The sequence below is a fragment of the Pantoea sp. CTOTU50773 genome (genome assembly GCF_032082325.1).
Lineage (GTDB): Bacteria > Pseudomonadota > Gammaproteobacteria > Enterobacterales > Enterobacteriaceae > Pantoea > Pantoea communis.
The window spans coordinates 1-22,616 of the sequence record NZ_DAMDQC010000068.1; the positions used below are offsets into that span (position 1 = coordinate 1).

The window sequence follows — 22,616 nt, forward strand, 5'->3', positions numbered from 1 at the left end:
CAAAGGGCTGTGGCAGCGGCCAGCTGTCTGCCAGCAGATTGATCTGTTGATAATGGCTGTAGGCAAACATCGCGGGTTTCACTTTGCCGTACCCGCGACTGTGACCACAGCCGCGCAGAAAATAGAGGCGTTGCTGCGTCTGATTCAGGATTTAAAAGTCGCTAAAGCGATAGATTCCCGCCTGCGCTTTGGCCAGCACATCGGTATCAATATCAGACGCCCAGACGCGTAATCCGCTGCCCAAAACCTGATCCAGCGTGATGGCGATTGAACAGGGTTCTTCACCGGTCGAGGCGGCGGTACACCACACGCGATAATCTTTCGGACGCTGGCGTGCATGTTCCGCCAGAATCGGGAAATGATGCGCTTCCCGGAAAAACGACGTGAGATTGGTGGTCATGGCATTGATAAAAATCTGCCACTCCGGCTGCTCAGGGTGGGATTCGAGCAGGTCGGCATAAGCGGTAAAGGTGTTCAGTTTGAGTTCGCGCACCCGGCGTGAGAGACGGTTAAATATCATCTCTTTTTTTTGTGTATTCACCACAATGCCGGCGCGCTGATAAATCAGTTTTCCCAGACGAATTAATTCAATATCGGTTAATGACAGCGAGCCGGGTAATAAGCGCGCAGCTGTGGTGTTATTTTCATGCATTGCCATCAAGCCTTATACCGGCGTATTCATCACTTCCTGATACGCAGCAATCATTTTATTTTTAGCCTGCATGCCAAAGCTAAATGAAATTGAGGATTTCTGCATCGCCAGCATCACATCGTTAAGGCCGAGATCGCTGCTGCCTGACATCCACTGCTGCGTTTTGGTTTTGGCATCCAGCTGGGTTTTATTTATCTCATTGATACTGTGCAATAACTTATCTGAGAAGGAAGGGGTGTTATCGCGCGGAGATATCGCGCCTGTGACTTGTTGCGCCTGAGATTGAATCTGATCGAGTACGCCTCGTAATAAGCTCGCTGACATGCTTCACGCCCATTGGAATAAGAATACAGATTGGCAGATTAGCATTCGAGGCTATTCATCAGAAAATGCAATAAGACAACACAACTTCGAGCTTATTGCCCATTAATAAATCGCGCTTTCGATGAATAATGATTCTCTGAATATTCCTGATGACCTATCACTATTTTTACAGGAAGGCGGCATGAGTGCCACGTTAAAGGATTTAAATCATCACCCGTCCGCACAATTAAAATCGGTGCTGTTATCGCTGCGATCCAGCCCGAAAATCGCGCTGGCAATTGCCGCAGCGGCCACGCTTTCGGTGGTTATCGCGCTGGTGATGTGGGCCAATCAGCAGAGTTACAGCATCCTGCTCAGCAATATCAGTGATGAAGACGGCGGTGCCATCGTGGCGCAGCTCACCCAGCTGAACGTCCCGTATCGCATTGACGCATCCAGCGGCGCGATCCGGGTGCCAGAAGGGCAGGTGCATGAAGTCCGTATGAAGCTGGCGCAGCAGGGTTTACCCAAGGGCGGTGCAGTCGGCTTTGAGCTGCTGGATCAGGAAAAATTTGGCATCAGCCAGTTCAGCGAACAGGTGAACTTCCAGCGTGCGCTGGAGGGGGAGCTGTCGCGCACCATTGAGAATCTGGGTCCGATCCAGTCGGCGCGCGTGCATCTGGCAGTGCCCAAACCGTCCCTGTTTGTGCGTGAGCAGAAAGCGCCTACCGCCTCGGTGAGCGTCAATCTAATCAACGGCCGCACGCTGGATGAAGGCCAGATTGTGGCGATAACGCATCTGATCTCCAGTGCGGTAACCGGCCTGGCAGCAGAGAACGTCACGCTGGTGGATCAGCGTGGCAATTTGCTGACGCAGAGTGGCATGCGCGGTCTGCAAACCTCACAGCTGAAATACACCAACGACATTGAGTTTGATTACCAGCAGCGAATTCAACGTATGCTGGCGCCGCTGGTGGGTGAAAACAACGTGCGCGCGCAGGTCACGGCGCAGATCGATTTCACCCAGCTGGAGCAGACCCAGGAGCAATATCAGCCGAATAGCGATCCGCAAAAAATGGCGATTCGCAGCCGACAGGCCAGCCAGGCAGAGCAGGGCAACAACAGTGGCACTGGCGGTGTTCCTGGCGCACTCAGCCATCAGCCGCCCACGCCCGCCACGGCACCGATTACCCAGCCATTAGGTGTCAGCGACAGCAAGCGTCCCGCAGGCCAGCCTTTCAATAATCGCAACGACGAGACCACCAATTTTGAGCTGGACCGCACACTGATCCACAGCAAATCCAGCATCGGCCGCATTGAACGCCTTTCGGTGGCGGTAGTGATTAACCATCTGCCGCAGGGCGAAGAGGGCAGCGTGAGTGCGATGAGTGATGAGCAGCTGGCCCGCCTGAATACCCTGGTGCAGGAAGCGATTGGCTATCAAGCCACGCGGGGAGACAGCATCAATATCATGCATGCGCCGTTTAACGGCCTGGTCGATGAGCCTCCGCTGCCGCTGTGGCAGCAGGCGAGTTTCCACACGCTGTTAATGAATCTGTTTCGCTATCTGGTGGTGGCGATCATCGCCTGGATCATGTGGCGCAAACTGGTGCAACCGAGCTGGGAACGCCATCAGCAGACCACGCTGCGCCAGATGGAGCTGGAGAAAGAGGCGCGCGACGAGGCCGCTGCAGCGCAAAAACATGCGGCAGAGAACGATGTGCGCCAGCGTGCTCAGCAGCGTGCGCATACCGAAATTAGCACTCAGCAACTGCGTGAGCTGGCAGAGCAGGAGCCTCGCGTGATTGCGCTGGTGCTGCGCCAGTGGATGAACCAGGAGGGCAGGCCATGAATGCGGCAGATAAGAGTGCGGTGGTGATGCTGACGCTGGGCGACGAGCTGGCGGCAGAGGTGTTTAAGCATCTCAATGCGCATGAGGTGAAGCAGATCGGCGGTGCGATGGTCAACATGGCCGGATTTAGCCATCAGCAAATGGCGGCGGTATTGCAGCAGTTTGAACAGGATTCAAGTGAATATGCCGCGCTCAGCCTGAACACCAATGACTACTTACGCAGTGTGCTGGTGAAGGCGCTGGGCGAAGATCGTGCCAGTTCGCTGCTGGAAGATCTGCTGGACACCCAGCAGGGCAGCAACGGCATGGAAACGCTCAACTTTATGGAGCCGCAGGCGGTGTACGATCTGATTTGCGAAGAGCATCCGCAGATCATCGCCACCATTCTGGTGCACCTCAAGCGCAATCAGGCCGCTGATGTGCTGGGCAAGTTTGAAGACCGCGAGCGCAACGACATCATGCTGCGCATCGCCACCTTTGGCGGCGTCCAGCCTGCCGCGCTGCAAGAGTTGACCGAAGTGCTGAATACCTTGCTGGATGGTCAAAATCTCAAGCGCAGCAAAATGGGCGGCGTGCGACCGGCTGCCGAAATCCTTAACCTGATGAAAACTCAGCAGGAGGCTTCTGCGATTGAAGCGGTGCGCGATTTTGATCAGGAGCTGGCGCAGAAACTGATCGATGAGATGTTCCTGTTTGAGAATCTGATTGAAGTGGAAGATCGCCATATTCAACGTCTGCTGCAAGAGATTGAAAATGAAACTCTGTTGATTGCGCTAAAAGGGGCCAACGAGGCGTTGCGCACCAAGTTCCTTGCCAACATGTCGCGCCGCCAGGCGGAGCTGATCCTCGACGATCTGGCTTCGCGTGGCCCGGTGCGCTTGTCGCAGGTTGAGGCCGAGCAGAAAACCATCCTGAATATTGTGCGCAAACTGGCGGAATCCGGTGAGATTGTGATTGGAGGCAGCGACGATGCCTATGTCTGATCACGCACAATGGCGCCGCTGGCAGCCGGATAACCTGCTGCAGGAAGCGGCGGAAATCACGGTTGAAATCGATAGCACGGCCTCAGAGGCCCAGCGGCAGGCGGATCTGGCGCGCCTGCGTAAACAGGCTGAACAGCAAGGTTTCAGTCAGGGAATGAAACAGGGTGAAGAGGCGGGTCAGCAGCAGGGCTACGAAGCTGGATGGCGCGAAGGGCATGAAGCGGGTCTGGCGCAGGGCATCGAACAGGCCGCAGCACAGCAGCAGGCGCTGTTGCGTCAGGCTGAGTGCTGGCTGCAAAACTTCAGGCTGGCGCGCGAGAATCTCGACAGTGTGATCCCCGGTCGTCTGGTGCAGTTGGCGCTCACCGCCGTGCAGCAGTTGTATGGCCGCCAGGCACAGATCGATCACCCCGCGCTGCTGCAACAGATTCGCCAGTTACTTCAGCATGACGCACTGCTGCACGGTACTATCCAGCTCTACGTGCATCCCGACGATCGTGCGGTGATTGAGCAGGCACTGGCGCAGGCGTTAACTGAGACGGGCTGGCAGCTACACAGCGATGCACAGCTGGCGCCCGGCGGCTGTCGCATTACCTCCGCTGAAAGCGAGTTCGATGCCAGCCTGGAAACGCGCTGGCAGGCGCTGTGCCAGCTGGCGCGTCAGGAGATTGTGCCATGAGCCAGCAACTCAGGCAGTGGCTCGATGCGCTCGACACCATTGAGCACAACATGGCGGCGGTGCCGGGGTTTCGCCAATACGGCAAACTGACGCGCGCCACCGGGCTGGTGATGGAAGCTGTGGGGCTGATATTGCCGATAGGCGCGCTATGTCTCGTCGAGCGGCAGACCCCGCAAGGCAAAACCGTGGTCGACACGGAAGTGGTGGGTTTCAACGGCCACACGCTGTATCTGATGCCGCTGGCGCAGGTGGAGGGCATTGTGCCTGGTGCGCGCGTGTATGCGCCTGCGCACGATAGCGGCGGCGATAAACAGTTGCCCGTTGGGCCCCAGCTGTTGGGTCGGGTGCTGGATGCGCAGGGCCATCCGCTGGATGGCGGTGCTGCACTGGGCAAACCGCTGGCGAGCCTGTTCACCGCTTCACTCAATCCGCTGCATCGCGATCCGATCAAAAGCGTGCTGGACGTTGGTGTGCAAGCGATCAATGGCCTGCTGACGGTGGGGCGTGGTCAGCGCATGGGCCTGTTTGCCGGTTCCGGTGTGGGCAAAAGTGTTCTGCTTGGCATGATGGCGCGTTTTACCACCGCCGAGGTGATCGTGGTGGGATTGATTGGCGAACGCGGCCGCGAAGTTAAAGATTTCATTGAAAATATTCTGGGTGAAGCCGGGCGTTCGCGCGCAGTGGTAATTGCCGCGCCTGCCGATGTATCGCCGCTACTGCGCATGCAGGGTGCGGTGTATGCCACGCGCATTGCAGAAGACTTTCGCGATCGCGGCATGAATGTCCTGCTGATCATGGATTCCCTGACGCGCTATGCCATGGCGCAGCGTGAAGTGGCGTTAGCCATCGGCGAGCCGCCCGCCACCAAAGGCTATCCACCTTCGGTATTTGCCAGGCTGCCCGCGCTGGTGGAGCGCGCGGGCAATGGCATGGCAGGCGGCGGATCGATCACCGCGTTTTATACCGTATTGACCGAAGGCGACGATCCCCAGGATCCGATTGCCGATGCGGCACGCGCGATTCTCGACGGCCACATTGTGCTGTCACGTCGCCTGGCGGAAGCGGGGCACTATCCGGCGATTGATATTGAAGCCTCAATCAGCCGCGCTATGACCGAGCTGATCCCGCAAGCGCAATATCGCAAGGTGCAGCGCTTTAAGCAGCTGCTGGCCTGCTACCAGCGTAACCGCGATCTGGTCAGTGTCGGTGCCTATGCGTCAGGCAGCGATGCGCTACTCGATCAGGCCATCGATCGTTTTCCCGCTCTTGAAGCCTTTCTCCAGCAGGCGATCCACCAACGCAGCGACTACCCGACTGCAATGGCGGCGCTGGCTCAATTATTCCCTGACATCCCGGAGTGACAATGCACATGCGCAATCCCATGGTTATGTTACGTGACAGAGCCGAAGAGACACTGACCGCCTCCACGCAAACGCTGGGGCAGGTGCAGCAGACGTTGCAGCACGCCATGGCGCAGCATCAGCAGCTGCAAACCTATGCAGATGAGTATCAGCAGTCACTGCGGCGGGGCATGACGGGCAGCGGTATGTCGGTGGCGCATCTGGTCAACCATCAGGCGTTTATCGTGTCGCTCAATCAGGTGGTCAGGCAACATGAGAACCAGGTCGATCAGTGCGAACGTGCCGTCGATGGCGCGAAAAAATGCTGGATTAATGACAAGCAGCGCCTGAACGCGTTTGAAACCTTGCTGGCGCGGCGGCAGAGTGATGAGGCGCAGGCGGCCAGCCGTCGTGAGCAGAAGCTGATGGATGAGTGTGCGCAGCGAATCAATCATCAGCGTGGCCGGTTATGACGATGGATATCACGGCACTGCTTAACGGCAAACTCAGCGATGTATTGAAAACCCGCGAGCCGACTGACGAGGATTTTAGCGAACTGTTACTGGAGAAGCAGGATGGCATGCTGGCGATGGAGGAACCTTTGCTATCGGTATTGGCCACTGCCATTTCCATGCGGAGTTCGGCATCGTCGAATTCCGGGCGGGCGCCAGCGTCTGCACTCACTGGCAGCGACAATCCCCGCTGGCAGTTGCAGCAGTTGATAAGCCAACAGACGGCCAACCTTCACGGATCGGCCCCAGCCGACTCCATCGGATTAGACGACGCCGGGTCTGATGCTACCGCCAGAGCCTTTAGCGCTGGCACGCGCAATATGCTTTTCGCAGACACGGATCGCCTGTCTGTCACGAATACGCGCCATGCACTTGTTGCTAATGCAGATAGTCTGCCTGCCGTGGACACGCGCCATGCGCTTCTCGCCAACGCGAGTAGCCAGCCTGTCGTGAAGACGCGCAGTCCGCTTCTCGCCGAAATGCGCGGCGCGCCCGCCGATCGCTTTAGTCAGCCAGGTTCAGGCAGCCGGTCACCTGTGCCGCAGCCCGAAGTTTCTGCCACGGCAGCCAGCGGCCAACTCGCCGAGCGACAAAGTACACCAATTCTGGCATCGCAAGCTGACACCATAGCGATCACCGAGCTGGGACTCTCCACCAATCATCCTACTCCGATGCCGTTACAGCGAGCGCTGCCCGCGCCGGCAACGGTCACGGTGGCCCTGCAACATCCACCTGAATCTCCCGCGTGGAAGCAGGAATTCAGCCAGCAGATTGCATTACTGAGCCGTCAGGGCGTGCACAGCGCGGAGATCCGCCTGCATCCGGAGAGCTTAGGTTCGTTGCAGATTTCCCTGCGCATGCAGCAAGAACAGGCGCAGATCCATATCGTCAGCGAACATGCTGGCGTACGTCAGGCCATTGAGCAGGCATTGCCGCAACTGCGAGCGGCGATGGCCGAGTCCGGCGTGCAGCTGGAGCAAGCCAGCGTGGGCAGTGAAAACCCACATGCCAATGCAGATGGCCAGCGCGGATCCTCACAGCCACCATCGCCTGACGATGCAGATGACCATCGAGCGGGAGAAGACGAATCCACCACAGAGTTAATAGCGTCAGCACCGGGAAATAGTTATGGAATAAATACCTTCGTATAAAAGGGTGAATTAGCCTCAGGTGTGAAATGACATTGGCTTATTCCACTCCATCGGAAAATATTATAATCATGCTCTTCATCAATATTGTTGAGTCTATTAACTCTCACGCTGAGTGTATTCATTATGGAAGAAGAAAAGACCGATAAACCAAAACGTAGCCGCCTGCGAACACTCCTTATTATATTTCTCACACTCAGCCTGGTAACCACCGGTGGCGGTGTAGCCTATTGGTTTTGGCTGGAAAAACAGAGCGTCTCGACTGACGAGCCGAAAGAACCGGTAATAGAAAAAGTAGATCCGGTCTATGTGCCGCTGAATACTTTCACCGTCAGCCTTAAACCCACCGAGGAAGAAGCTGATCGCGTGCTGTATTTAGGCATTACGGTGAGTTTTATTGACTCACAGTCATCGGCGACGTTAGCGAAATTTATGCCGGAATATCGCAGTCGGCTATTTATGTTATTCACCCAGCAAACTTTTGAAACGTTATCAACGGATGAAGGAAAGCATCAGTTGATTGCCGATATTCAAACGGCACTCAGCCAGCCATTGCCACATCAACAGGCAATCACGCCCGCTGAAGTGTTAATTAATGAATTTATTCTGCGGTAAATACTATGTCAGATAGCTTTTTGTCTCAGGATGAAATCGATCGCCTGCTGAATGCCGACAGTGATAGCAGCGCCCCGGTCTCAGACAGTGCAGAAGCCAGTGATATCCGGCCTTACGATCCGCATACGCAGCGTCGGGTGATTCGCGAGCGTCTGCACTCGCTGGAGATCATTAATGAGCGCTTTGCTCGTCAGTTCCGCATCGGGCTGTTTAATCTGCTGCGTCGTGGCCCGGATGTGACCGCTGGCAATATTCACATCCAGTCCTACCACGAGTTTGCGCGCAATTTGCCGGTGCCCACCAACCTGAATCTGCTGCATCTGCATCCGTTGCGCGGCACTTCGCTGATGGCCTTCTCACCGGGGCTGGTGTTTATGGCCGTGGATAACCTGTTTGGCGGCGATGGGCGTTTTCCCACCAAAGCCGATGGGCGCGAATTCACCCCCACCGAGCAGCGTGTAATTAACCGCATGGTGAGCATGGCGCGCGAAGCCTATGAGTTCGCCTGGAGCACCATTTTCAGCATCAAAACCGAGTACATTCGTTCGGAAATACAGGTGAAATTCACCAACATCACCTCATCACCCAATGACGTGGTGGTCACCACCCCATTTGCGGTCGAGATTGGCTCGCATCGTGGCGAATTTAATATCTGTATTCCGTTTAGCACCCTCGAACCGCTACGCGAACTGTTAAGCAATCCGCCGCTCAGCCACTCCCGCAGTGAAGATGCTCACTGGCGCGGCATGCTGGCGGGCGAGATGCGCGAAACCGAGCTGGAGCTGGTGGCGACCTTTGCGCAAATGGAAACCCGGCTCTCATCGGTGCTGCGCATGCAGCAGGGCGATGTACTGACCTTTGACAAACAGGATCGCATCACCGCCAGCGCCGGCGGTGTGCCGATATTCACTGCGCACTACGGGGCCGTGAATAACCAATATGCCCTCAAGGTTGAACAAAAAATTCAGCCTGCATTGTCATCAATAAGCAAGGAGCCACATCCCCATGAGCGATAACCCAACCTCGACGGGCGCTGAAGATCCCTCTATCGACAATCTTTGGGGAGACGCCATGAGCGAGCAGCAGGCTGCCAGCAGCGCGTCGCAAAGCACTGACGATTTGAGCCTGATAATGGATATCCCGGTGAAAATGACCGTGGAACTGGGCCGCACCAAAATGACCATCAAAGAGCTGCTGCGTCTCAGCCAGGGTTCAGTGGTGACGCTGGATGGTCTGGCGGGAGAACCGCTGGATATCCTGATCAATGGCTATCTGATTGCCCAGGGCGAAGTGGTGGTGGTGTCGGATAAATTTGGTATTCGCATCACCGAAATCATCACGCCGTCTGAGCGTATGCACCGGCTAAGTCGCTAATGATCACACACTCTGCTGATGATTCGCTGCTTATGACGCTGCTCGGTGCGCTGGGATTGGTGATATTACTGATGCTGTTGCTGGCATGGAGTGCGAAACGCAGCGGCTGGCTGCAGCGTTATCAACGCAGCCATCCGGCCATTAATGTGGTGGCGCGTCTCTCGCTCGGCGCGCGCGAGCGGCTGGTGCTGGTGGATATCGGTGAGCAGCGGCTGTTGCTCGGCGTCACCGCGCATCAAATCACCTGCCTGAGCCAATCACCGCAACCTGACGCTAAGGACGGACGATGAAAGGGCGCGCGGTCATGGCGTTGCTGCTGCTCTTCACCGCCGCCAGCGCCGGGGCGGCCAACAGCGACATTGTCATCGCCCGACCCAACGGTGAAGATGGCTGGACGCTGCCGCTGCAGACGCTGGTGTTGCTGAGCGGCTTTACCTTTATTCCCGGCATTTTGCTAATGATGACGGGTTTCACCCGCATTGTGATCGTGCTGGGGTTACTGCGCAATGCGCTGGGGACGCCCACCGCACCACCGAATCAGGTGCTGGTCGGGCTGGCGCTGTTCCTCACTTTCTACGTGATGTCGCCAGTGCTGAACCAGATTTATGAAAAAGCGTGGCAGCCGCTGCAAAACAACAGCATCACCATGGAAGTAGCGTTGGCGGAAGGGGTTAAACCGCTGCGCGCGTTTATGCTGGATCAAACGCGTGAAGCGGATCTCGCGCTATTTGCACGTATCGCCAAAGCACCGCCGATGAGCGGGCCGGATGCAGTGCCGCTCAGTATTCTGGTGCCTGCCTTTGTCACCAGTGAATTGAAAACCGCTTTCCAGATTGGCTTCACGATATTCATCCCGTTTTTAATTATCGATTTAGTGGTCGCCAGTATTCTGATGGCGCTGGGCATGATGATGGTGCCACCCACCACCATCGCGCTGCCGTTCAAACTGATGCTGTTTGTGTTGGTCGACGGCTGGCAGCTGCTGCTGGGTTCACTGGCACAAAGTTTCTACAGCTAAGGAGCCGCGAATGACACCTGAAAGTGTGATGGTGCTGGGCATGCAGGCGATAAAGGTAGGGTTGATGATTGCCGGGCCGTTGCTGCTGGCCGCACTGGTCACCGGGCTGGCGATCAGCATCATGCAGGCCGCCACTCAAATCAATGAAATGACCATGACCTTTATCCCGAAGATCCTGATGATTGTCGGCGTTGCCGTGTTACTGGGTCCGTGGATGCTGAAAATCTTTATTGAATACATGCGCACGGTGTTCACCAGCATCTCATTCGCGATCGGCTAATGGCGTTTGGCATCCCGTTTGAGCTGCTGACCGCGCAGATTGCCCACGTGTTTTTTATTATGGTGCGTGTGGCCGCGCTGCTGTTTGTCGCGCCGATTTTCAGTGAGAAGGCGATCAGTAAACGGCTGCGGGCTGCACTGGCGCTGCTTATCGCCTTGCTAATTGCCAGCAGCGTGGAAGATGCGCAGGTGGCGTTGATGTCGTGGCGCGGTGCCTGGCTGGTGGTGAAGCAGGTTGTGATCGGTGCCGCGCTCGGTCTGATGCTGCAGCTACTTTTCGCTGCGGTGCGTTTGTGCGGCGAGATCATTGGCATGCAGATGGGACTTTCGTTCGCCACCTTTTTTGACCCTAATAGCGGCAACACGCCGGTGATATCACGTCTGCTCAACCTGCTGGCGATGCTGCTGTTTCTCAGTATCAATGGTCATCTTTGGCTGCTGGCGCTGCTGGCAGAGAGCTTTACCAGCCTGCCGGTGGATGCCGAACCGTTACACGCGGGTGGCCTACGTTATCTGGTGATGCAGGGCGGGTTGATCTTCAGCCAGGGATTGATGCTGGGATTGCCAATCATCACGCTGTTGCTCTGTATCAATATGACGCTGGGGTTGTTGAACCGTTTAACCCCGCAGCTCTCGATCTTCGTGGTGGGTTTTCCCCTGACGTTAGGGGCGGGCATGCTGGCGCTGTTCCTGATGGGCGATACCTTGCCCCCCTTTTTTACCCACCTCACCGCGCGCATGTTTACTCACCTTGAACAGCTGTTAGCCACGCTACGCTAAATAATCTGGCTACCTGATGCAGACATTACGCGCCACGCTCTCTGTACCGGAGGCCAGCACGCGGCCATTGAACAGATACATGGCAATCACGCTGACATCGCCTGCCTGCAAATGCGGGAAGACATACTTTTGCACGTCCTCATCGCGGCTTTTGTCACCCAGGCCACGACTGTGTTGTGTGACGGTGATTTTAAGCAGGTTGTGGTTGAACTCACCGTTAAACCACACTGCACGATGAATCGGAGTGATCGGTGCCGTCAGTTGTCCATCCTCAAAACGCGAAAGCGTGCCGAGATAGCTTAAATGGCCCTGGCTGAAGCCATCGCGATAACTGCGGTAAATCCCCTGCGTCAGCACCCATTCACGCTCACTTTTGATGTCATAAAATGCCAGCGGAAACAGGCACTGGGACTGCTGTGTGGTGGTGGTCAGCCAGCGACCGATCACGGCAGAAAACGCCAGCACAAAGCAACCGATAAACAGCCAGAGCTGCGGGGATTTAATTGACGCGAAAATAGAACGACTCGCATGCATTGTTCGCTTCCTCAAAGGGGTGTTGGCACGCAATCACACCCTGATGTTGCGGATTGTTGGCTGAACTGAGGGTGACGTACAGCACGCTGGCCGCAGGTTTATCCGGGTTCGTCTCCAGTACATAACGGCGATAAGTGCGTAACGTGGTTTCAATTAAGGCGTGCTGCGTGTGATGTCCTTTCGGCACCCAGACGCTGCTGCCAGCAGGGATGGACGGTCCCTGCCAGCTGACAAAATCAATCGGTTTTGGCGTAAGCAGAAAAAAGTGTTGTACCAGTAAAGCCACCAGACACCCGGCAGTGATGCCAGCGACGGTGACGCCTGCTACTCGCCGCCCATTCAGCGGGCTCCGTGCCGGTAGCGAAAGGGGCATTGTCAGTGCGGCGGGTTGCTCGACGGCTGGCGGCGTATTGATGATCAAGCGGTAACCGCTGCGCGTGACGGCCAGCAGGCTAATCTGCTGCTCAAGTTCCAGCGACATCAATGCACGGCGCAGTTTATTGATCATCACGCGCACGCTGTTATCGGTGGCGGCATAACCGGCACGACGCCAGCCAATCTCCATCAGCTGTTCATGCGTCAGCACTTCGCCTTGCGCCTCCGCGAGTGCATACAGGCAGCGCGCGGCGCTGGCGGGCAGCGTCACGGACATATCATCCAGCGTCCGGCTCAGGATGCGCGTACGTCGATCTAATCTGGCCGCCTGACCAAGCAAGATTGTGTTAGGCATAGAGAAGTCGTCTATCAATTAGGGTAAAGAGCGAGTCGGTTGTTAATGTTATTTTTGTGCTAACCGAACCCATTTTTTGCGGCTAAAGAGTGCCAGATTTTCAGCGCTCTCCCGCGTTTATTTTCCCGAAAGCCACCCAAAATCCTCTTAATCATTAAGGTTATTTATTTGATCTAACCCGTAAGATTTTTAGAGTTATTTTTTATCGATTATTAACAAGGCTAATGGCCGTTTCACGTTAGTTGTTCGGGTAAAAATGATTAGTATTTTTCATCAGAAAATTGCGGGCAGAAGCAAAAAAGCCCTCCACGGGGAGGGCGAAAATTGCACGCTGAATGCAATTAAGGAGAGGCACTAATTAACGCAGCAGGCTCAGCACGTTCTGAGGCACCTGATTTGCCTGCGACAGCACTGAAACACCCGCTTGCTGCAGGATGTTGGCGCGGCTCATGGCGGAGACTTCTACCGAGAAGTCCGCATCCTGAATACGCGAACGCGCTTCGCTGGTGTTGATGACGGTAGAGTTGAGGTTGGCAATGATCGAGCCAAAGCGGTTTTGAATCGCACCCAGATCCGAGCGGAAGCTGTTGACGTCGGTCATGGCGCTATCGAGACGTTCCAGCAGATGGTTAGCGACCTTCTGCACTTCATGAGTATCACGCGCACTGGCATCAGCTACCGCGGTAGCGCCGCCTGCGGCATCATCCCAGGTAAAGGATTTCACTTCACCGTCTTTGTTGATGGCGAAGTAATTGCCGTTGTCGGCTTTGAAGATCTGCATCTCGGTATCCGCCATGTCGGCTCCGAAGATGTCATTGGACATCTGATTCAGCGTGGCTTCATCAATCAGTTTGCTACCGATTTGCGCGCCGATGCCCTGACTTTTCAGGTTCTTCAGATCGCTTGGGCCATTGCGCAGGATATCGATGTCGAGGTCGGAGATTTTCTCTTTCACTGACACGGTATCGATGGTTGTAGGGTTACCCGGCGTGCCATCGGTAAATGCGATGTTTAACTCGACCTGGCTACCCGGGATGGCAGAGTCTGCCGCAAAGAAGCGCATATTGCCTTTGCCGTCATCGACGGTGAAAACTTCAGTGGTGGCAGCAGCACCACCAATTGCAGTGGCGATCTTGCCAAGTTCAGCGGTGGTCAGTTCAAACTGCTCGGTCATACCTGGTACTGTGAACGTATCACCATCAGCCCGAGCCGTCCCTGCAGCAGTAAACTTCGAATCCATCGGCAGACTGTCGATGATTTTCTCAAAGTCTTTAGCAAAGGTATCCAGACCCAGCGAACCCAGCGCCATTTTTGGCAGCTTAATATCAATGGTCTGGCCATCTTTATCACCGATCTGAATCGACAGTTTTTCCTGCGATCCATCCAGCATTTTCACGCCGTTGAAGTTGGTGGATTCGGCGATACGGCCAATCTCATCCAGACGTGCGGTAATCTCCTTTTTGATCGACTCGCGGTCTTCTTTGGAGTTGGTGCCGTTCTTCGCCTGCACCGTCAGTTCACGAATACGCTGCAGGTTTTCGTTCACTTCTTCCAGCGCGCCTTCAGTGGTTTGCGCCAGTGAAATGCCGTCATTGGCATTGCGCGTTGCCTGCGTTAAACCGCGCACAGATGAGGTGAAGCGGTTAGAGATGGCCATACCGGCGGCATCATCTTTAGCGCTGTTAATACGCAGGCCCGAAGAGAGGCGCTCAATCGCTGTTCCCAGTGAGTTCTGTGATTTGTTCAGGTTGTTTTGAGCCATCAGACTCAGTGCGTTGGTATTAATGACCTGGGCCATAATCGATATCCTTTTTCCAGTGAATGCTGCTTAAGCGTGGCAGCGGGAATATGCGTGAGAGGTGACGCATACCTTATTCATCGGGGCAGCCATCAGGTGCTGAAATAATTTTTTGTTTTTTCATGCAAAGGCAAAAAATCACGACAGGTTTGTCGCTATATCGAGACTTAAGACGATGGATGAAAATCATTGTGTAAATTATTAAGCGAAATCCTGCCGGCACCGATGGGAAGAGTTGATACCCTCGATGAATTAAGGAATTTAAAAATGACGACACCTATTTCAGGATTGGGCGGATCCGGTTTAGATATCCCCGCACTGATGGAGCAGATAAAAAATGGGGAGAGCAAGAAGCTGAATCCCTATTTAAATAAGCAGAATAAATTTAACGGTCAGGTTTCGTCATGGGGAAAAATCTCTAATTCACTGGCCTCGTTAAAATCGAATCTGGATAAGCTGCAGGATGAAGGTTTTAACGGTGTCAGCATTGGCGATAACAAAGCTTTTAAAGCCACCGCCGGAAAAGGCGCAATTCCCGACAGCTATTCAGTGATTGTCGAAAAATTGGCAAAAGCACACAAAATTGGCTCGCCGGAGCAGGACAGTAACAGCGCACAGCTGGGGGATGGCTCGGCAACGCGCACTCTGACCATCACGCTGGGCAACGGTAAACCGCTGTCGGTGGAGCTGAAAGATGATGAAACCTCGCTGGCGCAAGTGGCGAAGAAGATCAATGCGCAGAATGGCGATGTCAGCGCCTCAGTGATGCCTGCCGAAGGCGGCAAGTTTCAGCTGGTGGTGACCTCGAAAAAAACCGGCAGTGACGGCCAAATCAAGATGGAAGTCAGCGGAGATAGCCAGCTGGCCGGTGTACTCAACTACGATCCCAAAGCCGCCAATGTGCCGGGAGATCCGGGTTACGATCCAACGCGCATGAAGCAGATCAGCGCTGCGCAAAATGCACTGATGAAAATCGATGGCATCACGGTGGAGCGCAGTTCAAACACCATCAGCGATGCGATTGAAGGCATTACTTTTGAGCTGCGTGAAGTCTCGGAAAAAGATCCGGACGATCCCGGTCAGTTTAAGCCTGAAACGCTGTCAGTGACGGCGGATACTTCAAAGGTGAAAAGCCTGATTGAGGAGTTCATCAATAATTACAACAGCTTCCTCAGTACTTCCGCCAGCGCCAGCACCTATAAGCCACCGGAAAAAAATTCCGATGAGCAGAACAAGCAAAATGGCCCACTGTTCAGCGATGGCACCTTACGCCGTCTGAACAGCCAGATGAAATCGGCTGCCGGCGGCAACTATGGTGAGTCGAGCGAGTTGTATCACTCGCTAGCCAGTATCGGTATCACCGTGAAGTTCGAGGAGTTAAAGCCCGGCGAAGATCGCACCGCGACGCTGGGCACGCTGAGTATCGACAGTAAAAAGCTGGATGCCGCGTTGAAAGAGCACCCGAAAGAGGTGGAAGCGCTGTTCCTTGGTAAAGACGGTGCGCAGGGCATCAAGGGCCAGATGGGCGTGGTGTTCAAAAGTTATCTGGGCGATAACGAGTCGATCCCCAAAACGGAAGGCACCATCGCTTCGACTGTTAAAGGGCTTAAAGATCAAGAAGCGCGGGTTGCGAAGCAGATCGAGCGCATGGAACAGCGCATCGAAGAGAGCCTGAAGCGCCAGCAGAAAGAGTTTATGCGTCTGGATAAAGCGATGACGGATATGCAGGCAATGAGCAATCAGTTGCAGGGTGCGCTGGCAGGATTAGGCTGAGGAACGGGCGATGTACGGTCAAACCGGTAACCGCGCCTATTCTGCGGTTTCATTAGAGAGCCAGGTAAGCGGCGCAACACCGCACCAGCTGATCGCGCTGTTGTTCGAAGGCGCGATCAATGCCATGCGCCGCGCTGAGATCTATTTTCAAACCGGCAATGTTGCCCGGCGAGGTGAGATGATCTCACGTGCGATTAACATCATTGATAACGGTTTGCGTGCCGGGCTTGATCATCAGGTGGGCGGGCAGATCGCCGCCGATCTGGAGCGGTTGTATGAGTATGTGTCGCGCAATTTGCTGTTGGCGAGTGTCAATCAATCGGCTGAGTCGTTGCCGCAACTGATTACGTTAATGGTGGAGATGTCCGATACCTGGAAAGCCATTGATCCGCAGGTGAAATATGCTCAGTGATGTGAAAGAGCAGATTCAAGCCTTGCTGGCACTGAACCAGCGGCTGATTGCACTGGCGCAACAGGAAGGGTGGGAGGCATTCAGCGAGGAGATTGTGGAATATATGCAGCGGATGAAAGCGCTGTGTGCGTGTGATTTCAGTCAGGCGGATGCAGTGTGTTTAGCGCAGTTACTGGCGGAGGCTGCGCAGTTGATGCAGTGCATTCCGGCTCGTCTGGCAATGCTGCAAAGTGAGATCGCCGCGCTGCGTAAATCCCGTCACTCTGCTCGTGCTTATGCGGTGTCGTAGGACATGGGCGCTGGCGCGAGCCCGCACCCAGCCCCCTAAACACTGATATCGTATTTCCTACCCACCACAGCTGGGCCAGACTCCCCGCCAGACCCGTATAGCGTATGATGATGCCCCACCTGATCCACCACCTTCTGTACCCGCTGGGTTTTCTCCAGATGATGTTGCAAACGCGCCTCCACCTCACTATTCAAAGCCTTACTGCGACGGACGCGCTCGGTGATTTGCTGCCAGCACACAAACAACTGCACGCGATGCGGATAGGGCGCGGCAATGGCTAAGCGTGTCTCCTGCTGGATCCGCATCTCATCGTGATGCTGCAAGGTCGCAAGTAACTGACTCTTGCTGTCAGTGAGCACCTGCAGCGCCACAGGGTTAATCTGGGGGCGATCAAGCTGATTCGCCTCGGCTACCATAATGGCATCCAGCTCCTCCAGCGCGCTTTTCATCTGAAGCAGTGTTGTATGCAGTGTCTCCATCACTTAAACACCTCACTGTTGTGGCGAGATAAGGGAGTGCACCATGCCGCGCGCGATCTCTTCTGCGGCAATCGGCAAATCACCGGCTTCCAGTGCGGTGCGCAATTCGACAACGCGTGCGACATTCACATCGCGGCTATCGTCCGTCTGGAGTTGTTTCATCACACTGCTCAGGCTCACGGTGCTTTGACGCTCCGCATCCGGGCGGGCGCGGAGTGATTGTGGTGTGGAGCGGGCAGGTAGCTCATGCGTGCCCGCAATGGGCGAAACAGGTTGGGTTCGGTCAATCATGGGATCCTCGAAAGCAATAGGTTGTATTGCCTTTACATCGGGGATCGCTGAAAAATCTAAAATTATTGTGTTAGCGGGATAATGACTAAACCGCCGGCGCTGACAAGCCCGCTTAGCGTCTGTCCATTGCGCATCTGCACTCGCAACGTGTCGTTTTCCGCCGCATGATGCAGCGCCTTGCCCTGACTGCGCACACGAAATCCCTCGCCGAGTGTGATTACCTCCACCGTCTGACCGGCACGCAATAACCTCGGCTGGCGCAATTGCTGAGATAACAGCGGCTTGCCCGCTTCAACGTCACGTATCAGGCGCTGGCCGAGGATATCGCGCTGCTGAAAGATCAAACCCGCAGGTTGCCCGGCCAGATCGCCACGCTGCGCCACGATATCGCCCGCTTGCAGCACATGTCCGGCAGGCAAAGACGTTCGTGCTGCCCACCAGCGTCCCTGAGCGTGAATACGGATGGCTAAAAAGTGCTTACGCGCACCGCAGCGTGCGACCAGCGTTCGCCTACCGGTCAGACGCGAATCTTTACCCGCCAGACTCAATACGGGCGCATCACACAGGGCTGCCAGCTGTTCTGACGTCGCCAGCAGCGTTGCGCTGCGTACAATCTCACCCTGGTTATCGGGGAGTTTTAATAACGCATCCAGCTTAGGCTGCAAGCGCTGCTCAGCCGCAGTGCTGGCTTGCGCCGGCGCGGAAAGGGCTACGAGAAATAAAATGATCGGGCGTAAAACATCATGTCTCATCAGGATGCCTTTTATATCGTCATCCCCGTTATGATAAATGGAATAATGAATATTCAAACGAGCTAAATAGTCTCGTTTATGAAGGTAATTAACCGGGTATGTATTTAACAGACTAATAACCCCTATTTCTGTGCACTCTTCACAGTGTGATATTTCATTATTCCTGATTAGACTGCTGATGTTTGGATAACGAGAGGCAGGATCTCCCTTATTATGAACACTAAACTCGATGAGGCGTTTCGCTTTCAACAGCATGCGCTCAATATACTCTCTCGCCGTCAGGACGTGCTGGCGGCCAATATTGCCAATGCGGATACGCCGGGCTACCTGGCAAGGGATATCGATTTCTCTCAGCAATTAAAAAGTGTCATGGCATCTCCTGCTGCTGGTAAATCAGCGGTGTCTTTGTCATTAACCGCAGACCGTCATATCGCGGCGAAATCGACAAATTTCAATGACGATAGCCTGTTATATCGCATTCCCGATCAGCCCAGTGCCGATGGTAATAGCGTCGATATGGATCGCGAGCGCGTTAATTTTGCAGATAACGCCCTGAAATACCAATCCAGCCTCACTTTTCTTGGGGCGGATATAAAGAAAATGATGACCGTGCTGAGTCAGGGGTAAATAAATGGCGTTATTTAGCGTATTTGATATTGCCGGTTCGGCAATGGCGGCGCAATCGCAGCGGCTCAACGTTAGCGCCAGCAATATGGCCAATGCCGACAGTGTGGCGGGTCCCGATCAGCAGCCTTATCGCGCCCGCCAGGTGTTGTTTCGTGTTGATGCCGCGCCGGGCAGTGAGATCGGCGGCGTCAGGGTCAGTGAGGTGGTGGAGAGCAGTGCACCCGAACGTCTGGAGTATCAGCCGGGCCATCCGCTTGCAGATCCGCAGGGCTATGTGCGCATGCCCAACGTCAATGTGGTGCACGAGATGGTCAACACGCTCTCGGCCTCACGCAGCTATCAGGCCAACGTCGAAGTGATGAACTCCGCCAAAGCGCTGATGCAGAAAACGCTCACTCTCGGCCAATAAGGAAGTGCAACCGTGATACCTCAGGTCAATAACAACAATGGCAGCGGCGACGGATCGGGCAGCAGTGCAGGCGATCTTAGCGCCAGCTTTCTGAAACTGCTGGTGGCGCAGATGCAAAACCAGGATCCCACCAATCCGATGGACAACAACCAGCTCACCTCGCAGCTGGCGCAGTTCTCTACGGCGGCGGGCGTCGAAAAGCTCAATAGCTCAGTGGCGGATGTACAGGCGCTGATGGCGCAACTGGGCGGCATGGGTACCGCCGCATGGGTCGGTCGCAGCATTCTGATTGAGGGCGACCCGAAAGTAACATTTGGCGGTAGCGAAGAGGAGGGCGAAGGGGCGAACGACACCTTTAGCTTCCTGCTGGGGGGTGAAGCCGAAACGGTCACCGTCACGTTCACCGATGCTGAAGGCAACAGCTACACCGCACAGCTGAAGAACGTGAAGGCGGGCGTGAAGACCTTCACCCTCGACGATTTACAAAACTTCCAGCCGGAACCCGGCCCGCCGCAGGATCGGGAATACACCCTGAGCTTTGACGCGAAAAACCCTGACGGCGAGCCGCCAAAAATCTCCGGGTTGATTCAGGAACAAGTGCAGGGCGTCACCATCACGCCGGACGGCGCGGTGCTGCATCTGCTCGACCACGATCCCATCCGTATCGGCGATGTGGTGGTAATCCAAAAATAGTGCCTCACTTACTCTCTGGGAATCATTATGAGCTTTTCACAAGGTCTTAGCGGCCTCAATGCCGCCTCCAAAGCCCTCGATGTCGTGGGTAACAACATTGCCAACTCGCAAACCAGCGGCTTCAAAAGCGGCTCGATCACCTTCTCCGATATTTTCTCGGGCTCGGTGGGATTGGGCGTACAGGTCTCCAACGTCAACCAGAACTTCGCTGACGGCGGGATCAACTTCACCGGCGGCAAGCTGGACATGGCGCTGAGTGGGCGCGGGTTTTTCCGCATGGAGAACGAGGCTGGCGGCGTGTTTTACGGGCGCAACGGTCAGTTCGACAGTGATGCTGACGGCAATATCTACAACAAGAGCAATGGCCTGTTCCTCACTGGCTTTCAGGCGACCGGTACGCCGCCGACCATTGAACCCGGCGCGCCGGTGGGGAAAATCCGCATTCCCACTGACGATATGCCGCCGGATGCCTCGTCCAAAGGCTCACTGAACGGCAACCTGAAAGCAGACGACGATAACGTCATCACCGACCCGTTTAATCACGAAGACCAAAAGACCTATAACTACAGCAGCCAGATTGAAGCCACTGACAGCCTCGGCAATAAGCACACTATCAAACTCTACTTTGTGCAGACTGCGGAGGGGGAATGGAAGGCCTATGCGCGCGATGAAACTGCGCCCGATCCCGCCGGTTACAGCGAACTGGAGCTGAAATTCAACTCCAGCGGCCAGATCGACATGCCGGATGCCAACATCAACATCAAAGGTCTGTCGCTGAACGGATCGCAGCCGCTGGATATCAATCTGGATCTCTCTGCTATCACCAAATACAGCGGTGACAGCAGCATCAAACTCAATGAGATCGATGGCCAGGCACCGGGCAAATATCAAAACTTTGTCATCGGCGATAACGGCGAGATCGTGGTCACCTACAGCAACGGCAAAAAACAGACCGTTGCGCAGATTGTGCTGGCTGATTTCCCCAACAGCGGTGGTCTGTCGCCTCAGGGCGGTAATGCCTGGGCGGAATCCCCCGGCTCCGGTCAACCTTTCCTTGGCATTGCCGGAAGCGGCAGCTTTGGCAGTTTTAAAGGCAGTTCGCTGGAGGGCTCAAACGTTGATATGGGGCAAGAGATGGTCAACATGATCATCTATCAACGCAACTACCAGTCCAATTCCCAGACCATCAAAACCCAATCCGAACTGCTGCAAACGCTGGCTAACCTGCGTTAAGGACATCGACGATGGATCGCGCCATTTATACCGCCATGACGGCCGCGGAGGCGGCGTTAAACCGCCAGGCCGTGACCTCCAACAATCTGGCTAACAGTTCCACTGCTGGCTTTCGCGCCCAGCTGGCGGCCTTTCGCGCCGTGCCAGTCAACGGCGACAGTCTGCCCACGCGTGCGCTGGTGGCGGCTTCGACCCCGATGCATGACAGCAGCATGGGGCCGATTACCCACACCGGACGCAGTCTCGACGTGGCGCTGCCGCAAAACGCCTGGCTTAGCGTGGCGTTAGAAGATGGCAGCGAAGGTTACACCCGCAACGGCAACATCGAGGTTGATAACGAAGGGGGCTTGCGGGTCAACGGCAGGCCGCTGATGGGCGATGGCGCGGCGCTAACGGTGCCGCCGCAATCGCACGTCACCGTGGCCGCCGATGGCACGATTTCCGCGCTGGGTGCTGGCAATGATGCCACCGCGGTGGTGCCGGTCGGTCGCATCAAGCTGGTCAGTGCCCAGATGAGCGAGTTGCGGCATGGCGATGACGGCCTGTTCCGCGCCGCAACGGGGAATGCGCTGGCGCAGGATGAGACGCTGCGTCTCAGCCCGGAAGCGCTGGAGGGCAGTAATGTCAGCCCGGTGCACACCATGGCCGAGATGATCGCTAACTCGCGCGGTTTCGACATGAACATGAAAGTGATCCGCAGCGCCGATGAAAACGCGCAGAAAGCCAATCAGTTATTAAGCGTGGGCTAAGCGCCTGCCAGGGAGATCTCAATGATCCGATCGTTATGGATTGCAAAAACCGGTCTGGAAGCGCAGCAGACCAATATGGATGTCATTTCCAACAACCTCGCCAACGTTAACACCAACGGCTTCAAGCGCCAGCGCGCGGTGTTCCAGGATCTGCTGTATCAAACCTTGCGTCAGCCGGGTGCGCAGGCCTCGGAACAGAGCACGCTGCCCAGCGGTTTGCAGTTGGGCACCGGCGTGCGCCCGGTTTCGACGCAGAGGATCCACACCCAGGGTGGCTATAACGAAACCGGCAATGAAACCGATGTCGCTATT

General features: G+C 55.5%; 30 protein-coding genes. 22 read left to right on the top strand and 8 right to left on the bottom strand.

Annotated features, from left to right (window positions below; genetic code table 11):
• Nucleotides 1-151: 151 nt before the first annotated feature.
• Entirely contained in the window at nucleotides 152-652 is a 501-nt protein-coding gene (locus RT340_RS12460; protein ID WP_313376271.1) for a CheR family methyltransferase, read from the bottom strand.
• 12 nt (nucleotides 653-664) lie between these two features.
• The gene (gene fliE, locus RT340_RS12465; RefSeq protein WP_097118236.1) at nucleotides 665-976 is read right to left on the bottom strand and encodes a flagellar hook-basal body complex protein FliE; all 312 of its coding nucleotides are present in this window, start codon (nucleotides 974-976) and stop codon (nucleotides 665-667) included.
• A 181-nt stretch (nucleotides 977-1,157) separates the two neighbouring features.
• Between fliE and fliF the strand changes: the two genes are divergently transcribed.
• The 13 genes from fliF to fliR all read left to right on the top strand — a co-directional run bounded on the left by fliF (nucleotide 1,158) and on the right by fliR (nucleotide 11,535).
• Nucleotides 1,158-2,807, top strand: a complete 1,650-nt coding sequence (gene fliF / locus RT340_RS12470) for a flagellar basal-body MS-ring/collar protein FliF (RefSeq protein ID WP_097118237.1) — start codon at nucleotides 1,158-1,160, stop codon at nucleotides 2,805-2,807.
• Nucleotides 2,804-3,790: a flagellar motor switch protein FliG gene (fliG, locus tag RT340_RS12475; RefSeq protein WP_097118238.1), complete on the top strand. Its 987-nt coding sequence runs from the start codon at nucleotides 2,804-2,806 to the stop codon at nucleotides 3,788-3,790. The genes fliF and fliG overlap by 4 nt, the downstream gene beginning before the upstream one ends.
• Nucleotides 3,777-4,469 (top strand): flagellar assembly protein FliH, encoded by a 693-nt coding sequence (locus RT340_RS12480; protein WP_160833934.1) that lies wholly within the window; start codon nucleotides 3,777-3,779, stop codon nucleotides 4,467-4,469. Before fliG ends, RT340_RS12480 begins: the two co-directional genes overlap by 14 nt.
• Entirely contained in the window at nucleotides 4,466-5,830 is a 1,365-nt protein-coding gene (gene fliI / locus RT340_RS12485; protein WP_160833935.1) for a flagellar protein export ATPase FliI, read from the top strand. Before RT340_RS12480 ends, fliI begins: the two co-directional genes overlap by 4 nt.
• A 20-nt stretch (nucleotides 5,831-5,850) precedes the next feature.
• On the top strand, nucleotides 5,851-6,282 hold the full coding sequence (gene fliJ / locus RT340_RS12490) for a flagellar export protein FliJ (protein WP_176505761.1): 432 nt from the start codon (nucleotides 5,851-5,853) through the stop codon (nucleotides 6,280-6,282).
• Nucleotides 6,279-7,472, top strand: a complete 1,194-nt coding sequence (locus tag RT340_RS12495) for a flagellar hook-length control protein FliK (protein WP_313376278.1) — start codon at nucleotides 6,279-6,281, stop codon at nucleotides 7,470-7,472. The genes fliJ and RT340_RS12495 overlap by 4 nt, the downstream gene beginning before the upstream one ends.
• Before the next feature lie 123 nt (nucleotides 7,473-7,595).
• A complete protein-coding gene (locus tag RT340_RS12500) occupies nucleotides 7,596-8,084 on the top strand; it encodes a flagellar basal body-associated FliL family protein (protein WP_211729345.1) in 489 nt (162 codons plus the stop codon).
• Between the two features lie 5 nt (nucleotides 8,085-8,089).
• A complete protein-coding gene (gene fliM / locus RT340_RS12505; protein ID WP_097118243.1) occupies nucleotides 8,090-9,100 on the top strand; it encodes a flagellar motor switch protein FliM in 1,011 nt (336 codons plus the stop codon).
• Nucleotides 9,090-9,458: a flagellar motor switch protein FliN gene (fliN, locus tag RT340_RS12510; protein WP_097118244.1), complete on the top strand. Its 369-nt coding sequence runs from the start codon at nucleotides 9,090-9,092 to the stop codon at nucleotides 9,456-9,458. The genes fliM and fliN overlap by 11 nt, the downstream gene beginning before the upstream one ends.
• A complete protein-coding gene (gene fliO / locus RT340_RS12515) occupies nucleotides 9,458-9,748 on the top strand; it encodes a flagellar biosynthetic protein FliO (protein ID WP_211729346.1) in 291 nt (96 codons plus the stop codon). Before fliN ends, fliO begins: the two co-directional genes overlap by 1 nt.
• The gene (gene fliP / locus RT340_RS12520; RefSeq protein WP_211729347.1) at nucleotides 9,745-10,476 is read left to right on the top strand and encodes a flagellar type III secretion system pore protein FliP; all 732 of its coding nucleotides are present in this window, start codon (nucleotides 9,745-9,747) and stop codon (nucleotides 10,474-10,476) included. Before fliO ends, fliP begins: the two co-directional genes overlap by 4 nt.
• 10 nt (nucleotides 10,477-10,486) lie before the next feature.
• Nucleotides 10,487-10,756: a flagellar biosynthesis protein FliQ gene (gene fliQ, locus RT340_RS12525; protein ID WP_097118247.1), complete on the top strand. Its 270-nt coding sequence runs from the start codon at nucleotides 10,487-10,489 to the stop codon at nucleotides 10,754-10,756.
• Nucleotides 10,756-11,535 carry a flagellar biosynthetic protein FliR gene (gene fliR, locus RT340_RS12530; RefSeq protein ID WP_097118248.1) on the top strand — a complete coding sequence of 260 codons (780 nt, stop codon included), beginning with the start codon at nucleotides 10,756-10,758 and terminating at the stop codon, nucleotides 11,533-11,535. Before fliQ ends, fliR begins: the two co-directional genes overlap by 1 nt.
• Nucleotides 11,536-11,544: 9 nt before the next feature.
• On the opposite strand, the gene RT340_RS12535 is transcribed toward fliR, so the two are convergent.
• The 3 genes from RT340_RS12535 to RT340_RS12545 form a co-directional block, all read right to left on the bottom strand.
• Nucleotides 11,545-12,069, bottom strand: coding sequence for a hypothetical protein (locus RT340_RS12535; RefSeq protein WP_097118249.1), 525 nt, complete (start codon nucleotides 12,067-12,069; stop codon nucleotides 11,545-11,547).
• Nucleotides 12,035-12,799 carry a transcriptional regulator gene (locus RT340_RS12540; protein ID WP_097118250.1) on the bottom strand — a complete coding sequence of 255 codons (765 nt, stop codon included), beginning with the start codon at nucleotides 12,797-12,799 and terminating at the stop codon, nucleotides 12,035-12,037. Before RT340_RS12540 ends, RT340_RS12535 begins: the two co-directional genes overlap by 35 nt.
• A 358-nt stretch (nucleotides 12,800-13,157) precedes the next feature.
• On the bottom strand, nucleotides 13,158-14,597 hold the full coding sequence (locus tag RT340_RS12545; RefSeq protein ID WP_097118251.1) for a flagellin: 1,440 nt from the start codon (nucleotides 14,595-14,597) through the stop codon (nucleotides 13,158-13,160).
• 267 nt (nucleotides 14,598-14,864) lie between these two features.
• Between RT340_RS12545 and fliD the strand changes: the two genes are divergently transcribed.
• From fliD to RT340_RS12560, 3 genes are read left to right on the top strand one after another with little or no spacing between them, the layout of a single operon-like run.
• Nucleotides 14,865-16,370: a flagellar filament capping protein FliD gene (gene fliD, locus RT340_RS12550; protein WP_211729349.1), complete on the top strand. Its 1,506-nt coding sequence runs from the start codon at nucleotides 14,865-14,867 to the stop codon at nucleotides 16,368-16,370.
• Nucleotides 16,371-16,380: 10 nt separating this feature from the next.
• Nucleotides 16,381-16,782: a flagellar export chaperone FliS gene (gene fliS, locus RT340_RS12555; RefSeq protein ID WP_034826350.1), complete on the top strand. Its 402-nt coding sequence runs from the start codon at nucleotides 16,381-16,383 to the stop codon at nucleotides 16,780-16,782.
• Nucleotides 16,772-17,071 (top strand): flagellar protein FliT, encoded by a 300-nt coding sequence (locus RT340_RS12560; RefSeq protein WP_313376289.1) that lies wholly within the window; start codon nucleotides 16,772-16,774, stop codon nucleotides 17,069-17,071. The genes fliS and RT340_RS12560 overlap by 11 nt, the downstream gene beginning before the upstream one ends.
• 35 nt (nucleotides 17,072-17,106) lie before the next feature.
• On the opposite strand, the gene RT340_RS12565 is transcribed toward RT340_RS12560, so the two are convergent.
• From RT340_RS12565 to flgA, 3 genes are all read right to left on the bottom strand, one after another.
• Nucleotides 17,107-17,550, bottom strand: a complete 444-nt coding sequence (locus RT340_RS12565) for a flagella synthesis protein FlgN (RefSeq protein ID WP_097118254.1) — start codon at nucleotides 17,548-17,550, stop codon at nucleotides 17,107-17,109.
• Between the two features lie 12 nt (nucleotides 17,551-17,562).
• Entirely contained in the window at nucleotides 17,563-17,841 is a 279-nt protein-coding gene (flgM, locus tag RT340_RS12570; RefSeq protein WP_097118255.1) for a flagellar biosynthesis anti-sigma factor FlgM, read from the bottom strand.
• A gap of 62 nt (nucleotides 17,842-17,903) precedes the next feature.
• A complete protein-coding gene (gene flgA / locus RT340_RS12575; RefSeq protein WP_313376293.1) occupies nucleotides 17,904-18,593 on the bottom strand; it encodes a flagellar basal body P-ring formation chaperone FlgA in 690 nt (229 codons plus the stop codon).
• A 213-nt stretch (nucleotides 18,594-18,806) separates the two neighbouring features.
• On the opposite strand from flgA, the gene flgB reads away from it, so the two are divergent.
• The 6 genes from flgB to RT340_RS12605 all read left to right on the top strand — a co-directional run.
• On the top strand, nucleotides 18,807-19,220 hold the full coding sequence (gene flgB, locus RT340_RS12580) for a flagellar basal body rod protein FlgB (RefSeq protein WP_097118257.1): 414 nt from the start codon (nucleotides 18,807-18,809) through the stop codon (nucleotides 19,218-19,220).
• Between the two features lie 4 nt (nucleotides 19,221-19,224).
• A complete protein-coding gene (gene flgC, locus RT340_RS12585; protein WP_097118258.1) occupies nucleotides 19,225-19,629 on the top strand; it encodes a flagellar basal body rod protein FlgC in 405 nt (134 codons plus the stop codon).
• A gap of 12 nt (nucleotides 19,630-19,641) precedes the next feature.
• Nucleotides 19,642-20,322, top strand: a complete 681-nt coding sequence (locus RT340_RS12590) for a flagellar hook assembly protein FlgD (protein ID WP_283216446.1) — start codon at nucleotides 19,642-19,644, stop codon at nucleotides 20,320-20,322.
• A 27-nt stretch (nucleotides 20,323-20,349) separates the two neighbouring features.
• Nucleotides 20,350-21,555 carry a flagellar hook protein FlgE gene (flgE, locus tag RT340_RS12595; protein ID WP_211729354.1) on the top strand — a complete coding sequence of 402 codons (1,206 nt, stop codon included), beginning with the start codon at nucleotides 20,350-20,352 and terminating at the stop codon, nucleotides 21,553-21,555.
• Between the two features lie 11 nt (nucleotides 21,556-21,566).
• Nucleotides 21,567-22,304: a flagellar basal body rod protein FlgF gene (locus RT340_RS12600; RefSeq protein ID WP_211729355.1), complete on the top strand. Its 738-nt coding sequence runs from the start codon at nucleotides 21,567-21,569 to the stop codon at nucleotides 22,302-22,304.
• 21 nt (nucleotides 22,305-22,325) lie between these two features.
• Nucleotides 22,326-22,616 (top strand): flagellar hook-basal body complex protein (locus tag RT340_RS12605; protein ID WP_313376300.1); only part of this gene is annotated, 291 nt, incomplete at its 3' end.

Bases quoted from the DNA above. Each gene is read 5' to 3' on its own strand.
- RT340_RS12535 (WP_097118249.1), bottom strand. From the start codon at position 12,069: ATGCATGCGAGTCGTTCTATTTTCGCGTCAATTAAATCCCCGCAGCTC.
- RT340_RS12495 (WP_313376278.1), top strand. From the start codon at position 6,279: ATGACGATGGATATCACGGCACTGCTTAACGGCAAACTCAGCGATGTA.
- fliN (WP_097118244.1), top strand. From the start codon at position 9,090: ATGAGCGATAACCCAACCTCGACGGGCGCTGAAGATCCCTCTATCGAC.
- RT340_RS12460 (WP_313376271.1), bottom strand. From the start codon at position 652: ATGCATGAAAATAACACCACAGCTGCGCGCTTATTACCCGGCTCGCTG.
- flgB (WP_097118257.1), top strand. From the start codon at position 18,807: ATGAACACTAAACTCGATGAGGCGTTTCGCTTTCAACAGCATGCGCTC.
- fliF (WP_097118237.1), top strand. From the start codon at position 1,158: ATGAGTGCCACGTTAAAGGATTTAAATCATCACCCGTCCGCACAATTA.
- fliI (WP_160833935.1), top strand. From the start codon at position 4,466: ATGAGCCAGCAACTCAGGCAGTGGCTCGATGCGCTCGACACCATTGAG.
- flgE (WP_211729354.1), top strand. From the start codon at position 20,350: ATGAGCTTTTCACAAGGTCTTAGCGGCCTCAATGCCGCCTCCAAAGCC.
- RT340_RS12500 (WP_211729345.1), top strand. From the start codon at position 7,596: ATGGAAGAAGAAAAGACCGATAAACCAAAACGTAGCCGCCTGCGAACA.
- flgA (WP_313376293.1), bottom strand. From the start codon at position 18,593: ATGAGACATGATGTTTTACGCCCGATCATTTTATTTCTCGTAGCCCTT.
- fliR (WP_097118248.1), top strand. From the start codon at position 10,756: ATGGCGTTTGGCATCCCGTTTGAGCTGCTGACCGCGCAGATTGCCCAC.
- fliQ (WP_097118247.1), top strand. From the start codon at position 10,487: ATGACACCTGAAAGTGTGATGGTGCTGGGCATGCAGGCGATAAAGGTA.
- fliP (WP_211729347.1), top strand. From the start codon at position 9,745: ATGAAAGGGCGCGCGGTCATGGCGTTGCTGCTGCTCTTCACCGCCGCC.
- RT340_RS12545 (WP_097118251.1), bottom strand. From the start codon at position 14,597: ATGGCCCAGGTCATTAATACCAACGCACTGAGTCTGATGGCTCAAAAC.
- flgC (WP_097118258.1), top strand. From the start codon at position 19,225: ATGGCGTTATTTAGCGTATTTGATATTGCCGGTTCGGCAATGGCGGCG.
- RT340_RS12565 (WP_097118254.1), bottom strand. From the start codon at position 17,550: ATGGAGACACTGCATACAACACTGCTTCAGATGAAAAGCGCGCTGGAG.
- fliG (WP_097118238.1), top strand. From the start codon at position 2,804: ATGAATGCGGCAGATAAGAGTGCGGTGGTGATGCTGACGCTGGGCGAC.
- fliS (WP_034826350.1), top strand. From the start codon at position 16,381: ATGTACGGTCAAACCGGTAACCGCGCCTATTCTGCGGTTTCATTAGAG.
- fliM (WP_097118243.1), top strand. From the start codon at position 8,090: ATGTCAGATAGCTTTTTGTCTCAGGATGAAATCGATCGCCTGCTGAAT.
- RT340_RS12600 (WP_211729355.1), top strand. From the start codon at position 21,567: ATGGATCGCGCCATTTATACCGCCATGACGGCCGCGGAGGCGGCGTTA.
- RT340_RS12540 (WP_097118250.1), bottom strand. From the start codon at position 12,799: ATGCCTAACACAATCTTGCTTGGTCAGGCGGCCAGATTAGATCGACGT.
- fliE (WP_097118236.1), bottom strand. From the start codon at position 976: ATGTCAGCGAGCTTATTACGAGGCGTACTCGATCAGATTCAATCTCAG.
- fliO (WP_211729346.1), top strand. From the start codon at position 9,458: ATGATCACACACTCTGCTGATGATTCGCTGCTTATGACGCTGCTCGGT.
- RT340_RS12480 (WP_160833934.1), top strand. From the start codon at position 3,777: ATGCCTATGTCTGATCACGCACAATGGCGCCGCTGGCAGCCGGATAAC.
- RT340_RS12560 (WP_313376289.1), top strand. From the start codon at position 16,772: ATGCTCAGTGATGTGAAAGAGCAGATTCAAGCCTTGCTGGCACTGAAC.
- fliJ (WP_176505761.1), top strand. From the start codon at position 5,851: ATGGTTATGTTACGTGACAGAGCCGAAGAGACACTGACCGCCTCCACG.
- flgM (WP_097118255.1), bottom strand. From the start codon at position 17,841: ATGATTGACCGAACCCAACCTGTTTCGCCCATTGCGGGCACGCATGAG.
- fliD (WP_211729349.1), top strand. From the start codon at position 14,865: ATGACGACACCTATTTCAGGATTGGGCGGATCCGGTTTAGATATCCCC.